Source organism: Dyadobacter jiangsuensis (assembly GCF_003014695.1).
GTDB lineage: Bacteria > Bacteroidota > Bacteroidia > Cytophagales > Spirosomataceae > Dyadobacter > Dyadobacter jiangsuensis.
This window is the reverse complement of the sequence record NZ_PYAS01000013.1, coordinates 141306-154987: the sequence shown is the minus strand read 5'-3', so window position 1 is coordinate 154987 and position 13682 is coordinate 141306. Positions and strand designations below refer to the sequence as shown.

The 13682-nt window shown below is 49.1% G+C and carries 14 protein-coding genes; 4 read left to right on the top strand and 10 right to left on the bottom strand.

Translation table 11 applies throughout. The features are described 5' to 3' along the window. Nucleotides 1-170: 170 nt before the first annotated feature. From CLV60_RS24630 to sufC, 9 genes are all read right to left on the bottom strand, one after another. Nucleotides 171-1280, bottom strand: a complete 1110-nt coding sequence (locus CLV60_RS24630; protein ID WP_106598044.1) for a vWA domain-containing protein — start codon at nucleotides 1278-1280, stop codon at nucleotides 171-173. A 78-nt stretch (nucleotides 1281-1358) separates the two neighbouring features. Further along, nucleotides 1359-1787, bottom strand: coding sequence for a BrxA/BrxB family bacilliredoxin (locus CLV60_RS24625; RefSeq protein ID WP_090385338.1), 429 nt, complete (start codon nucleotides 1785-1787; stop codon nucleotides 1359-1361). Nucleotides 1788-1820: 33 nt separating this feature from the next. Continuing rightward, entirely contained in the window at nucleotides 1821-2132 is a 312-nt protein-coding gene (locus tag CLV60_RS24620) for an SUF system Fe-S cluster assembly protein (protein WP_019944321.1), read from the bottom strand. Between the two features lie 20 nt (nucleotides 2133-2152). Continuing rightward, nucleotides 2153-2581: a SufE family protein gene (locus tag CLV60_RS24615; RefSeq protein WP_106598043.1), complete on the bottom strand. Its 429-nt coding sequence runs from the start codon at nucleotides 2579-2581 to the stop codon at nucleotides 2153-2155. Between the two features lie 15 nt (nucleotides 2582-2596). Continuing rightward, the gene (locus tag CLV60_RS24610) at nucleotides 2597-2974 is read right to left on the bottom strand and encodes a DUF5618 family protein (protein WP_106598042.1); all 378 of its coding nucleotides are present in this window, start codon (nucleotides 2972-2974) and stop codon (nucleotides 2597-2599) included. Nucleotides 2975-3049: 75 nt separating this feature from the next. Beyond that, complete coding sequence (locus CLV60_RS24605; protein WP_106598041.1) at nucleotides 3050-3427, bottom strand: DUF5618 family protein; 378 nt, start codon at nucleotides 3425-3427, stop codon at nucleotides 3050-3052. 43 nt (nucleotides 3428-3470) lie between these two features. Continuing rightward, the gene (locus CLV60_RS24600) at nucleotides 3471-4697 is read right to left on the bottom strand and encodes a cysteine desulfurase (RefSeq protein ID WP_106598040.1); all 1227 of its coding nucleotides are present in this window, start codon (nucleotides 4695-4697) and stop codon (nucleotides 3471-3473) included. 92 nt (nucleotides 4698-4789) lie between these two features. Beyond that, nucleotides 4790-6109 (bottom strand): Fe-S cluster assembly protein SufD, encoded by a 1320-nt coding sequence (gene sufD, locus CLV60_RS24595; protein ID WP_106598039.1) that lies wholly within the window; start codon nucleotides 6107-6109, stop codon nucleotides 4790-4792. Nucleotides 6110-6168: 59 nt separating this feature from the next. Further along, complete coding sequence (gene sufC / locus CLV60_RS24590; RefSeq protein WP_106598038.1) at nucleotides 6169-6927, bottom strand: Fe-S cluster assembly ATPase SufC; 759 nt, start codon at nucleotides 6925-6927, stop codon at nucleotides 6169-6171. Between the two features lie 258 nt (nucleotides 6928-7185). Here sufC and CLV60_RS24585 point away from each other — a divergent pair, with 258 nt between their 5' ends. Further along, the gene (locus tag CLV60_RS24585) at nucleotides 7186-8637 is read left to right on the top strand and encodes an arginine deiminase family protein (protein WP_106598037.1); all 1452 of its coding nucleotides are present in this window, start codon (nucleotides 7186-7188) and stop codon (nucleotides 8635-8637) included. A 115-nt stretch (nucleotides 8638-8752) separates the two neighbouring features. After that, complete coding sequence (ctlX, locus tag CLV60_RS24580) at nucleotides 8753-9709, top strand: citrulline utilization hydrolase CtlX (RefSeq protein WP_106598036.1); 957 nt, start codon at nucleotides 8753-8755, stop codon at nucleotides 9707-9709. A gap of 58 nt (nucleotides 9710-9767) precedes the next feature. On the opposite strand, the gene CLV60_RS24575 is transcribed toward ctlX, so the two are convergent. After that, nucleotides 9768-10226: a hypothetical protein gene (locus tag CLV60_RS24575; protein WP_106598035.1), complete on the bottom strand. Its 459-nt coding sequence runs from the start codon at nucleotides 10224-10226 to the stop codon at nucleotides 9768-9770. 232 nt (nucleotides 10227-10458) lie between these two features. On the opposite strand from CLV60_RS24575, the gene CLV60_RS24570 reads away from it, so the two are divergent. Further along, a complete protein-coding gene (locus CLV60_RS24570; protein ID WP_106598034.1) occupies nucleotides 10459-12531 on the top strand; it encodes a TonB-dependent receptor in 2073 nt (690 codons plus the stop codon). After that, complete coding sequence (hemW, locus tag CLV60_RS24565) at nucleotides 12531-13655, top strand: radical SAM family heme chaperone HemW (protein WP_106598033.1); 1125 nt, start codon at nucleotides 12531-12533, stop codon at nucleotides 13653-13655. The genes CLV60_RS24570 and hemW overlap by 1 nt, the downstream gene beginning before the upstream one ends. The last annotated feature ends 27 nt before the right edge of the window (nucleotides 13656-13682 follow it).

Below are 13682 nucleotides of genomic sequence, written 5' to 3'. Positions count from 1 at the left end.
GTAGCAAAAAATTTACACAGGCTTGACAAATGCCGTCAGGCATGCGACAACAGTGCATTGTTGTTGCATGCCTGACGGCATTTTAACACAAAAGACCTACTGCGTTTCCTACCAATATTACATGCCTGACGGCATTTTCTTCATAACTACACTTGACTTCAACCCGTCAGTTATTTTACGTTCTTACGCCGGTTCCGCTGGAAATCTTCGAGTACGAATCCCCCTAGCCCCTGCAAATTGCTGTAATAGGCCCGGCCGTTGTTCACCTGCGTGAAATTCTGCACGAACTGTTTCAGGTAGGGATCGGTCGCGATCATGAATGTCGTTACCGGGATGTCGAGCCTGCGGCATTGCGCGGCTAATGTGAGTGTTTTGTTGATGATCTTGCGGTCGAGACCGAAGCTGTTTTTGTAATAGCGGATACCTTCTTTAAGGCAGGTTGGCTTACCGTCGGTGATCATAAATATCTGCTTGTTACGCGTCTTTTTGCGGCGCAGAATATCCATGGCCAGCTCCAAACCGGCTACCGTATTGGTATGGTAAGGTCCCACTTCCAGGTACGGCAAATCTTTCAACTGGATTTGCCAGGCGTCATTTCCAAAAACGATAATATCGAGCGAGTCCTTCGGATATTTGGTCCGGATCAGCTCAGCCAATGCCAATGCGACCTTTTTGGCAGGCGTAATGCGGTCCTCACCATAAAGGATCATCGAATGGCTGATATCGATCATCACTACGGTGGCCGTAGTGGTTTTCTGCTCGCGCTCCACTACTTCCAGATCATTTTCCATCAGCATAAAATCACCAATCCCGTGATTGACCTGCGCATTCTTGATGGATTCGGTCATCGAAATCTGGTCGAGTGTATCGCCGAACTGGAAATCGCGGATGTCACTCGTGAGCTCGTCGCCCGCGCCCAAATGAGGCGTGTGATGGTTGCCGCCGGATTTGGATCTTTTCAGTTTACCAAAAATCTCGTCCAAGGCGCTCTTGCGAATGCTTTTCTCCGCCTTGGGCGTCATAATCAGCCTCCCCTCGCCCTCCTGCTTCTCCTCGGTCACATAGCCCTTCTTTTTCAGGTCTTCGAAAAAATCGCCGATGCCATAGGAATCGTTGGTGAGATTATACTGGCGGTCGAGTTGGCTCAGCCACGACATGGCCTCGGAAACATCACCGGAAGTCATCAGCAGCAGCTGTTGAAAAATATCAAAAAGCTGGTCGAACTTGCTGTTGGGCCCTTGTTCGGGCGGAATGTATTTCGTGAAACGATGTCCTCGCATATGGGCAGGTATTGAAAACAGACGGCTACTTTCAAATGTAATCGAAAGTAGCCGTCAAGTCATTAAATAAATTTCGAATTATGCCTCTTCGGTGCAGAACTCTTCGAAAGCCATTTTCAGGTGTTCAGCGATCATCTGAGCCGAGCGGCCTTCGATGTGGTGACGCTCTACAAAGTGAATCAGCTCACCGTCTTTGAACAGCGCTACGGCCGGCGAAGATGGCGGATAAGGCAAAGTGTACTCACGCATTTTAGCGGTAGCTTCAAGGTCAGCTCCTGCAAATACCGTTGCCAGGTGATCAGGCTTCACATCGCTGCCAGCAAGCGCCGCGCGCACACCCGGACGTGCAGCACCCGCTGCACAGCCACATACCGAATTAATCACTACCAAAGCAGTTCCCTTGGTATTTTGCATGAAGTTATCGACTTCCTCAGCGGTTGTCAGATCCTGAAAACCGGCGTTAGTCAGTTCGGCCTTCATCGGAGCCACTAATTGTGGTGGATACATATATGTTAATGTTTAAAAGTTGTTGTTACTATTTTACATGAACCCGAGTTCGAGCTTGGCTTCCTCGGACATCATTTCGGTCGAATACGGCGGATCGAATGTCAGCTCCACGCTTACATCATTCACACCTTCCACTTCACGGATCTTCTGCTCCACTTCGCCAGGCAGCGTTCCCGCCGAGGGGCACGAAGGCGATGTCAGCGTCATCGACACAAATACATTATTGATCGGAAATACTTTCAGATCATATATCAAACCGAGCTCATAAACGTCGACCGGTATTTCAGGGTCGTAAACCGTTTTAATCGCGCGGATCACTTCTTCTTTCAAATCTTCCTCTGACATCGCAAGGTCTATATTAATGGTTATGCATTGATTGATTTGGCCTGGAACGCAAAGCCGTACGCTTTCATTTGTTTCAGCATCGCTGCCAACCCGTTCGACCGGGTTTGCGCCAAATGCTGATGCAAACCCACTTTTTCCATGAAATACACGTCAGCTTTGGCAATCTCCTCCGGCGTATGTCCCGAAAGCACCTTCACCAGCATACTCACCAGCCCGCGCACGATAATCGCGTCGCTATCCGCCTCGAATTTCAAAAGGTCACCGTCCATGTACGCATTCAGCCACACCCTCGACTGGCATCCTTTGATAATATTATCCTCGGTTTTGTACTGTTCTTCCAATGGCGGGAATTGTTTTCCGAGGTCGATAATGAACTCGTATTTGCTCTCCCAGTCATCAAACAATTCAAAATCCGAAATTAGTTCGTCCTGTGTTTCGTTTATGGTCATTGTGTAATTCTATTTTTAAGCTGTTGCCGTGCGCGTTTCGACCCAGTTGATTAACGCCTCTGCTTCTCTCAGGCCTTCCTTGGATACATTCACATTTTTGACTCCGTCATAAGCCATGTACAAATGCACCCCCTCGTAAATCGAATTGAAAGTATCAAGCGCCTTCCTATCAATCTTGCGGAGATTTTCCTGATACCATTCTACACTTTTTCTTCCTTTCTTCTTTTCCAGAATGCTATCTAATGCAATCAAAACACCTGAATAGGCTGCATGGCCTGCTAGCCGCACATATTTTCTATCCTCATAATGGTCGCCGTCTTTTTTAGCTTTTTCTCGCAGTATTTCTTTCGCATTGTTAAGATATCTTCGGGCTTCCTGTACTGTGTTTTCCATAATGTGTATATAGACTAAAATTGAACATATATTGAATTCCTGCAAAACTTTTAAACTGACTGATAATGACTTAAATCAAGTTGCCACTGATTTTGTTTCAATCCACTCGATGAATTCATCCGCTTCTTCCAATCCAGCGGATGATATCGACGGTAAAAGGATGCCATCAAAACCCATTGACAAGCTGAGCGTACAATACAACGAATGGAACCGCAGAGACCGCATTGAATCTGTTTCGGCCAGCTTACACTCATACCAGCTTATCGAATGTTCATTTTTATTTGCTAATCCAAGAAAGCTATTTAAAGCGATCATTACGCCTTTATAAGCAAGACGGCCTGCACGTCTTATAGACTTGCGATCCGTATAGTAACCGTTTTCTTGCTCTATGCCATCTACAATAGTACGCGCGTCATCAAGATAGCGCCTCGCCTTCTCCAAAGCATTTCTCATATGTGTGTATAGTTAAGTGAATGATTCAGGTAATTTAAAAAGATTATCCCAACATCCGCTTCACCTTATGCAGCCCCTGAATGAGCTTGTCGATCTCTTCGGTTGTATTGTAAACAGCAAACGACGCGCGCGAGGTTCCGGTAATATTGAAGCGGTTCATCAAGGGTTGTGTACAGTGGTGTCCCGTGCGAACAGCAATCCCTTGCTGATCGAGCAGCACGCCGATATCCTGGTGGTGAATACCGTCAATGACGAATGAGAGCACACTTACTTTCTCTTTTGCCTGACCGATAATGCGCAATCCTTCGATCTCCTTCACAGCCTCGGTGGCATAGGCAAGCAACTCGTTCTCGTAGGCCGCGATATTAGGCTTACCCAATGCATCCACATAATCCAATGCGAACTTGGCTGCAACCACATCGGCGATATTTGGCGTACCTGCTTCGAATTTGTAAGGAAGCTCGTTATAGGTCGTTTTGGCGAAAGTAACTTCCTTGATCATTTCGCCGCCACCGCGGTAGGGAGGCATGGCATTCAGCAAATCGCGTTTGCCGTAAAGGATACCCATTCCGGTTGGGCCATATATTTTGTGCAGCGAAAGCGAATAAAAGTCGCAATCCAGGTCTTGCACATCGATTTCAATGTGTGAACTGGCTTGCGCGCCGTCGATGAGCACTTTCGCGCCTACTGCGTGGGCTTTGGCTATGATTTCCTTGATCGGGTTAATGGTACCCAATGCATTGGAAACGTGCACGACCGATACAATTTTGGTCTTTTCAGTGAGCAGCTTCTTATATTCATCCATCAAGAGCTCGCCTTCGTCGTTAATCGGGATCACTTTCAGAATGCAGCCTTTCTCTTCGCAAAGCATTTGCCAGGGCACGATGTTCGAATGGTGCTCCATGGTGGAAATAATCACCTCATCCCCTTCTTTCAGGAATTTCCGACCATAAGCGGATGCTACCAGGTTAATACCGTCGGTGGTTCCGTAGGTAAAAATGATTTCCTCCGAATGCTCCGCATTTAAAAACGCCTGCAAACGCTTCCGCGACTGCTCGAATGCCGAAGTTGCTTTTTCAGCCAAATGGTGAATACCCCGGTGGATATTGGCATTATAATGCTCATAATAACCCGAAAGCGCGTCCAGCACGAGCCGTGGCTTCTGAGTCGTTGCGGCGTTATCGAAATAGACGAGTTGTTTGCCATTGACGACTTCATTCAGAATCGGGAAGTCGTTGCGGATGGATGCGATATTGAGATTGTGGCTCATTGTGATTCGTCATTTAAGAAAAATACCCAACCCCAAAAATGGCGGTTGGGTACCAGGAAATGTATTAATCGGGGTCATCAGACCCATAAAAGCTATTTCGAAGCGAGCTTCTGCGTGATCACGTTTTCGAGGTATTCACGAACCGAATCGATCTTGATCTGCGAAACCACGTCGGCGCAGAATGCGAACATCAAAAGCGACATGGCTTCCGGCTGCGAAATCCCGCGCGAGCGCATGTAAAACAGTGCTTCCTCGTCGATTTGCCCGGTAGTAGTACCGTGTGAGCATTTCACGTCGTCGGCAAAGATTTCCAGCTGCGGCTTGGTGTTCATCGTCGCGTCGGGCGACAACACGATATTTTTACATGACTGGAATGCATTGGTTTTCTGCGCATCCGGGCGAACGAAGATTTTTCCGTTGAAAACGCCTTTCGATTTATCGCGCAAAATACCTTTATAAAGCTCGTTACTCTCTGAATTCGGCTTCTGGTGGTCGGCCACGGTGTGGTTATCCACGTGCTGCGAGCCGTCCGGGAAGTACAGGCCGTACATATGCGCATCGCAATGCTCGCCGTCCAGAACGATGTTCAGGTTATTGCGGGTGAACTTGCCGTTCAGCGTCACAGTACCCGCGTAGAAATGCGAGCGGTCGAGCATGCGCACCTGCGTAGTGCCGATGTGGTAAGCATTCTCGCTTTCGTTCTGCACTTTGTAATATTGCACGTTGGCTTCTTCGGCAACCTGGATCTCGGTCACCGCATTGGTAAACGAGCGCTGGTCACCCAGTGTGCGGAACGCCTCCGCCAGTTTCACGTGCGCATTTTTACCCACAGAAATGATATTCCGCGGCTGACTTCCCACATTCTTTTCACGTGCGTCACTCACGAAGCGCAGGATGATCGGGTGCTCTACCGACTGGTTATCCGGAATATGGACAAATACGCCATCCTGAGCAAATGCAGTATTCAAAGCCGTGAATGCATCGTTGGCATCTTTGGTGAGCTCGTTGAAAAACGATGCCACTTTTGCGGGATCGTTTTTGTAGGCGTCCGCCAGCGAGCTGATGGTGATTTGCCCAACAGGCGAGATGATTGCCGACAATTCCGCATTGTAACGGCCATTCACAAAATACAGAATATTGGCCTCCTGCTCAGGCACTTTCAGATCTTCCAGCTCGGTCAGGCCGATGGAACTCTCTGCATTGAAATCGTAAGAAACACTGATCAGGTCTCTTACATTGCTATATTTCCACTCCTCGTGCTTGATAGACGGGAAGCCTAATTGCTCAAAAAGAGCCAGTCCTGCGCGTTTTTTCTGGTGAAATTCAGAAGACGCCTCACCATTCATCACCGCTTCACGGGCATGAAAATCAGTGATCAGTCTGGTTTTTAAATCTATGGTCTCGTTACTCATCGATAATGGGGTATGGTGCTGTATGGGGTTAAGTTTCTGTCGGACAATGCGCCTTTTACTTAACCTACCGCTTCAACTTCCGCTTTGATCCAATCGTAACCTTTTTCTTCCAGTTCAAGAGCAAGTTCCTTCGGTCCGGACTTCACGATCCGTCCTTTGTACAACACGTGTACATAATCAGGCACGATGTAATCCAACAGACGCTGGTAGTGGGTCACAACGATCGTCGAGCGCTCGGGAGAGCGCAGCGAATTCACGCCCTCTGCCACGATACGGAGTGCGTCGATATCCAGACCTGAATCTGTTTCGTCCAGGATCGCCAGTTTCGGTTCAAGCACCGCCATCTGGAACACCTCGTTGCGTTTTTTCTCACCACCCGAGAAGCCCTCGTTCAATGCGCGTTTCAGCAGGGAGTCGTTCATACTCACCAATTTCGCCTTTTCACGTACCATTTTCAGGAACTGAGCAGCGTCCAGTGGCGCTTCACCTTTATATTTACGGATTTCGTTAACAGCCGTTTTCAGAAAGTTGATGGTCGTAACGCCCGGAATTTCCACCGGATATTGGAATGCAAGGAAAATACCTTCGGCCGCTCTTTCCTCCGGCGCCATTTCAAGGATATCTTTTCCATCAAAAACTACATTTCCGCCAGTAACCTCGTACTCTTCCCTTCCTGCCAACACCGAAGCCAAAGTACTTTTACCGGAACCATTGGGCCCCATAATTGCATGCACTTCACCCGGCTTGACTTCCAGATTGATGCCTTTTAATATTTCCTTACCTTCAATGGAGGCACGCAAGTCATTAATAGAGAGCATAACTGATTTATACTTAAAAGATAGTTCGTGGTAATTTCCCGCAAAAGTAATACGCATTAGCCGTAAATGAAAATGAGCATCAATGTCTTAAACTGCGGGACACTCATTTTGTACAACCTTTTTAAGTGGCAGGATGTTCCCGCAACGAAGATATTTATGCCTTAAACGGTCAGAGAATAAACGGGTTGAAGAATGCCCGGTTTTTAATTCCGGAAGAAACATTTACTTTGTGCCCCCAGCGTTCCAAACACTTCATTTATGGCTATTAATCCGATAACCGGGTTTCCTGTCGGTGTTTCCTCCGAAACCGGCACCCTTAAAAGGCTTTTGATCCACAGTCCCGACAGGGGCCTGGGCAAGGTAGTACCCAGCAAGGCGCAGGACTGGCTTTTCGAGGATATTGTACACCTGGACACCATGCGCAGAAAAGAGTATGATTATTATGTAAAACTGCTCCTGTACTTCCTCGATCCCGAAAAAATTAAAGGCAAGCTCGCCGAAATCAACGACGACCCTACCCGCTCGTTCTTTATTCCCGGCACCGACAAGTACTTCGCCTCCGACCACGTGGTGGATATTCAACGGCTGCTAGGGGACATTCTGGAAGACCCCAGCATCCGCATTAAGCTCACCGCCGCCATTTGCGGCATCGAGCGCTGCTCCTACCAGATCCAGGAAGAGCTTCACCGTTTCGATGCCCACGAGCTGGCCCGCATTTTCATTTCCGGGTATTGTTCGGACAAAAGAATGCTCTTCGCGCCGCTGCCGAACCTGATTTTCACGCGGGACATCGGTATTGTGATCAACGATCATATTCTGCTCAATAAGCCCGCCAAAGCAGCAAGGACGCGAGAATCGATACTGGCGCAGTTCGTGTTCTTTTACCACCCGATGTTTGCCCATTTAAAACAAAATATCATTGAAATACCTGAAAACGAGCGGCATTTCCTGCTGCCTGACGACGAAAAAGCCAGCGACTACCAGCGCTGCACGCTCGAAGGCGGGGATGTGATGATGGTCGCGCCGGGGCATTTGCTGATCGGTTGCAGCGAGCGCACGTCCATTTACGCGGCGCAGCAGGTGATGAAGATTTTGTTCGATAAAAATGTGGTTGAAAAGATCACTATCATCAAAATCCCCAAAAAACGGGATTACATGCATATCGATACCATCTTTACGCAGGTCAAAAAGGATGTGTGGGTGCTTTTGAGCTCGCTTGCACGTGTGGGCGATGAGGCCAGGAAAAAAGATGTACTGCATTTCTTCGCACCGGTGGATGTGAACAAGGAATTCAGGATTTTGCAGTTTGTCAAAGGCAATGAGCAGCAGCCACGGGAAATAGAGAACCTGGAAGATTTGCTGACCGAAATCAGCCGCGACGACCTTGGCGTCACGGGCAAAGTCCGCTTTATTTATTCAGGCGGCAATGAATTTCCTTACGGCGAGCGCGAGCAATGGACCGACTCCTGCAACCTGCTCGCATTGCGCGACGGGGTGGTGATCGGCTATGACCGTAACGACAAAACGCTGGAAGCTTTCAAGAAAGAAGGTTTTAAGGTGATAACTGCCAAAAGACTGCTTGAAAAGTTCGAACACAACGAGCTGGCGCCCGAAGACCTGACCGATACCTTCATTACCCTACCTTCGGCCGAGCTTTCCCGTGCGCGCGGCGGCTCGCATTGCATGAGTATGCCACTGCTTCGCGGGTAGTCAGTCCGTTAATTTTAGTCTTGTAATCAAGCCGCCAGAATCGTAAATTGCATAAGGACAATAGCTTGACATTTTTGTTCTAAAAACACATTTCCAATCACTACCCAATACTCCAATGCGCGTCATCACTTCATCCGCTCAAATCCAGCCGCAATCTACCTGCCGGATCATGATGATCAGGCCCGTGCGGTTCGGTTTCAATGAGGAAACCGCCGGAAGCAACGAGTTTCAGCAGGAGTCGTTCGCGCAGCAGACCAAAGGCACAGCCCAGGAAACGGCCCGCGAAGAATTCGACCTGATGATCGACCAGCTGCAAAAAGCCGGTCTGGAACTGCATATTTTCGATGACACCGACGAGGTGGATCGCCCTGATGCCGTTTTTTCCAACAATTGGGTCTCGTTCCACCAGAGCGGCAAAGTGGTGCTCTACCCGATGATGGCCGAAAACCGCCGCCTGGAACGCCGCAGCGACATTATCGAATCGCTTGCAGGTGATTTCAAAGTGGAAGAGGTGATTGATTTGACCCATTTCGAAGCGGAGGGCAAGTACCTGGAAGGCACCGGCAGTATGGTTTTCGACCGGCGCTACAAAATCGCCTACGCCTGCCTGTCCCCGCGTACGCACAAAGAGGTGCTCGATGCTTTTGCGGATGCATTAGGCTATGAAATCATTACATTCTCGGCCTCCGACGAGCACGACAAACCCATTTACCACACCAATGTGCTCATGTGCGTGGGAGATATTTTCGCGGTGGTGTGTCTGGAAGCTATTAAAGACCCCGACGAACGGTTAATGGTCAGGTCGGTACTCGAAGAAACCCATAAGGAGGTGATCGAAATATCTCTGGAACAAATGCGGCATTTTGCAGGCAATATGCTCATGGTGAGAAACGGAAAAGGCGACAAGTTCCTGGTGATGTCCACGCAAGCCTACGACTCGCTTACACCCCGGCAAAAGGATCGGCTCGACGATTACGCGCTGCTGCTCCATACCGACCTTTCGGTGATCGAAGGCAACGGAGGGGGTTCGGCCCGGTGTATGATGACCGAGATTCACCTGCCCGTCAGATAACAAAAAATGCTCCGGGAAAACCGGAGCATTTTTATGAATACACTACCTCATCAATTTATTAGTCCTTCAAATCCTCCTTTACTTTGGCAATCTTTTCCTTGGTGTTAGCTTTAAACTCGTCCCACTTGTCGGCGGTCTCGTTCTGAGCTCGTTTCCAGGAAGCCTGCAACTCTTCTTTCTCGGCATTCAGCTCTTTTTTGCGCTCACGCCATTTGGCTTTTTCCTTGTCGGCCGCCTTGTCTATTTTGGCGTCGGCTTCCTCAATCTTGCGGTCGAGCTTGCCGATTGCATCATCGATATCTTTCTTTAACTCGTCTTTATCCTCCTTCACTTTGGCCTCAAAATCATCCCCTGCTTCCTTGATATCGGCTTTGGCATCAGCCACATTTTCGTCCATGTCGTTTTTCGCTTCCTCCACAGTCTCTTTGGCGGAGTCCTTTGTTTTGTCTGAACAGCTCGTCAATGAAAGTGTACCGACAAGCAGCAGAGAGGCGACAATCCAGGTGATCTTTTTCATGTTTTTGGGTATTAAAGTTGGTTTCAGTTACTATGCAAATGCCATTACATGAGCAAAAATCTTACCAGCCAGTTAAGCGTATACACACGAAGTTTTTGTAGAAAATTCTTCTCAGACCGCTGGAAGTCGTTGAACTTCGCGCCATACTGCGCGGTTAAGCGGATGGTGAAGTATTGAAACTGTTGGCATTTATGATCAGCTTTGCATTTTATTAATATACTCCTAAACCTTTATGCTCAAAATCTCTATTACCGGCGCTCTCGCTGCTTTCCTCATTTTCCACGATTCGGGTCCGGCATTCTCCCAAACCGACTCGTTGCAAGCGCGCGAGCTGCGTGAGGTCACAGTGCACGCATTCGAATCCGAAAAAGACCCGCTTACCACTACCGCGACGGTAGGAATGCTTACACCGCGCACGTTAGGCCGGTTTTCCAATTACACCTGGGCCAACGCGGTCAATACGATCCCGGGCGTGCGCATGGAAGAACGCTCTCCGGGTAGCTACCGGTTTTCGGTCCGCGGAAGCCTGATACGTTCCCCGTTTGGTGTGCGCAACGTGAAGTTTTACTGGAACGGCATCCCGTTCACCGATGCGAGTGGCAATACTCCGCTGAACTCGGTCGACTATGGCGCTATTCAAAGCATGGAGGTAATCAAAGGACCAGGCAGCAGCATTTATGGCGCGGGCACCGGCGGTGTGGTACTCATGCAAAGCCGCCCGGACAATGAATTTCAGAACCGCGTGGAGCAAAGCGTGAGCTTTGGCAAATATGGTTTCCAGAGCCGGAATTCTACGTTGCAGATCGGTGATATTTCCGTTCAGTATGGCCACAGCGAGCAGGATGGCTACCGTAACCACAGCGGCATGGTACGCGATGCGATCCGGTTTACGTCGAGTTCGAGCATTGGTGAAAAAGGTACATTGTCGCTGCTGGGAATGTATTCGGATTTGTATTACCAAACTCCCGGCGGTATCAACCTTGCCCAATATCAGACGGATCCCAAGCTAGCCCGCCAGTCGACAGCGACGGTACCGGGCAGCGAGGCGCAAAAGGCAGCCATTTACACCAGACTCGCATTGCTGGGCGGTAACTATGTATTGCAGCTATCGGATAAATGGACCCAATCCACTGCGTTGTATCTGACTTTCACCGATTTTGCGAACCCATTCATTTCCAACTTTGAAAAAAGGGACGAAAACGGCGTCGGCGGTCGGAATATCTGGCAGAACAAATCCGAGTGGGGTAACATCAAAACCAACTGGACCAGCGGTTTCGAATGGCAATACGGCAAATCCGCGCAGCGAAACTATGATAACAAGGGCGGTGTTGCCGACAAGCAGCAGACCGTAGAAGATATCCGCACTACCAACCTCTCGGTTTTCAGCCAGCTGGAAGCAACTTTGCTTACCGACCTGACACTGAGCGCCGGTTTGAGCTACAATACTTCGAAATACAAATACGAACGCTATTTCCCACTCCCATTCAATCAGGATCAAAAGACATTCGACGGCATATTCATTCCGCGATTTGCGGCTAACAAGGTGATCGCAGGCAACTGGTCGGTAACGGCGTCATACAGCGGCGGGTTCTCCCCTCCTACCTTGCAGGAAGTACGCCCGTCGGCGGGTGGTTTCCGGAAAGACCTGGAAGCTGAAAAAGGTAACAACACCGAAGTGGGCATCCGGAAAGCCGGCAAGGTCATTTCAGGAGAAATCAGCCTGTACCATTTCGGACTGCGCAATGCGATCGTGCGCCGGCTCGACGAAGGGGGAGCCGAATACTTCGTCAATGCAGGAAAAACCAAACAGAACGGCGTGGAATGGAATATCAATTGGGACATTCTTTCCGATCCCAAACTACCGGTTATGCTGAAACTCTGGAATACCGGAACCTATACCAAATACACCTACGAAGAATTCCGGCAGGCCGACTCCGATCTGAGCGGGAAACTCATTCCCGGTATTCCGCGTTTCTCACAGTCGACTGGTTTGGATGTGCTCCTCAAATACGGCATTTCAGCTTTCCTGACATACCAGCATGGAGATTCGTTCTATCTCAACGATGCCAATACAGTTAAAAACACCGCATACAACCAATGGATGGCGCGCGTGAGCTGGAAGAAAAGCTGGGGGCAGCATTTTTACAGTGAGTTGTCGGCATCCGCAGAAAAGGTCAATGCGGGTATTTACAGCCTTGGCTACGACCTCAATGCATTCGGTAATCGCTATTACAATGGCGCGCCGAAAAACAACCTCTGGGCTGGTGTGAAGATCGGCTGGGAGTGGCAGAAAAATTCAAAATAATGCATTTATACATCCATATCCCCTTTTGCAAACAGGCTTGCCACTATTGCGATTTCCATTTCAGTACCAACACCACCAACAAACGTGCCGTAGTGGAGGCCATTGCGCGGGAAATCGTTTTGAGACAGTCCTATTTGCCGGACGGGGATATGGAAACCATTTATTTCGGCGGAGGCACGCCGTCGATGCTCGATGAAGCCGAGCTGCGTTTCCTGCTTGACACCATTCACCGGCAATTTCGGGTGGCGCCAAACGCTGAAATCACCCTGGAAGCTAATCCGGACGATTTGAATGCGGCCACCTTGCAAATGTTTGCCAAATCGGGTATTAATCGTCTCAGCATAGGCATTCAATCATTTCATGAGCCGCATTTGCGCTTTATGAACCGTGCGCATTCCGCCGTAGAAGCAGAACAATGCGTCAAGCTGGCCCAGGACGCCGGTATCGACAATATTTCCATCGACCTCATCTATGCGATCCCTGCGGAGAGTCACGCTATTCTGCTGAGTGATTTATCCAAAGCATTTACGCTGAATGTCCCGCATATTTCGGCCTACTGCCTTACTATCGAGCCGCAAACTGCATTTGGCAGCTGGCTGAAAAAGAAAAAGATAAAGCCTATCGAAGAAGAGTATGCGGCGCAGCAATTTGAAATACTGGTAGGCTCGCTTCGTGAAAATGGTTACGAGCAATACGAAATCTCCAACTTCGCCCGAAACAGCCGGTACAGCAACCACAACAGCTCGTACTGGAAACAGCATCCCTATCTGGGCGTGGGTCCAAGCGCGCACTCGTACAATGGCGTGAGCCGCGAGTATAACATTTCCAATAATGCCAAATATCTTGAAGCAATTCAGAAAGGCAGTATTCCGGCAACGATAGAGACGCTTTCGCCCGCCGACCAAACCAATGAATATTTGTTAACGGGGCTGCGTACCAAATGGGGCGTCGAACGACAAAAACTGGAAATGCTTTCGGCCGGGGCATTCGCCTTACAGGCTGGCGAGGAATTGGAAAGAATAACCCGGAAAGGATGGATCAAGGAGGATTCGGGTATATTGCTACTTACCGAGGCTGGCAAACTTTTCGCCGACCGCATCGCAAGCGATCTTTTTATTGACTAAAAACCGGCTCGCCAGGCCGTGGTGACG

What these genes read in the sequence shown, in the direction of transcription:
- CLV60_RS24575 (WP_106598035.1), bottom strand. Translation starts at nt 10,226, where the DNA reads ATGAAAAAGATCACCTGGATTGTCGCCTCTCTGCTGCTTGTCGGTACA.
- CLV60_RS24600 (WP_106598040.1), bottom strand. Translation starts at nt 4,697, where the DNA reads ATGAGCCACAATCTCAATATCGCATCCATCCGCAACGACTTCCCGATT.
- CLV60_RS24585 (WP_106598037.1), top strand. Translation starts at nt 7,186, where the DNA reads ATGGCTATTAATCCGATAACCGGGTTTCCTGTCGGTGTTTCCTCCGAA.
- CLV60_RS24610 (WP_106598042.1), bottom strand. Translation starts at nt 2,974, where the DNA reads ATGGAAAACACAGTACAGGAAGCCCGAAGATATCTTAACAATGCGAAA.
- ctlX (WP_106598036.1), top strand. Translation starts at nt 8,753, where the DNA reads ATGCGCGTCATCACTTCATCCGCTCAAATCCAGCCGCAATCTACCTGC.
- sufC (WP_106598038.1), bottom strand. Translation starts at nt 6,927, where the DNA reads ATGCTCTCTATTAATGACTTGCGTGCCTCCATTGAAGGTAAGGAAATA.
- sufD (WP_106598039.1), bottom strand. Translation starts at nt 6,109, where the DNA reads ATGAGTAACGAGACCATAGATTTAAAAACCAGACTGATCACTGATTTT.
- CLV60_RS24620 (WP_019944321.1), bottom strand. Translation starts at nt 2,132, where the DNA reads ATGTCAGAGGAAGATTTGAAAGAAGAAGTGATCCGCGCGATTAAAACG.
- CLV60_RS24615 (WP_106598043.1), bottom strand. Translation starts at nt 2,581, where the DNA reads ATGACCATAAACGAAACACAGGACGAACTAATTTCGGATTTTGAATTG.
- CLV60_RS24630 (WP_106598044.1), bottom strand. Translation starts at nt 1,280, where the DNA reads ATGCGAGGACATCGTTTCACGAAATACATTCCGCCCGAACAAGGGCCC.
- hemW (WP_106598033.1), top strand. Translation starts at nt 12,531, where the DNA reads ATGCATTTATACATCCATATCCCCTTTTGCAAACAGGCTTGCCACTAT.
- CLV60_RS24605 (WP_106598041.1), bottom strand. Translation starts at nt 3,427, where the DNA reads ATGAGAAATGCTTTGGAGAAGGCGAGGCGCTATCTTGATGACGCGCGT.
- CLV60_RS24570 (WP_106598034.1), top strand. Translation starts at nt 10,459, where the DNA reads ATGCTCAAAATCTCTATTACCGGCGCTCTCGCTGCTTTCCTCATTTTC.
- CLV60_RS24625 (WP_090385338.1), bottom strand. Translation starts at nt 1,787, where the DNA reads ATGTATCCACCACAATTAGTGGCTCCGATGAAGGCCGAACTGACTAAC.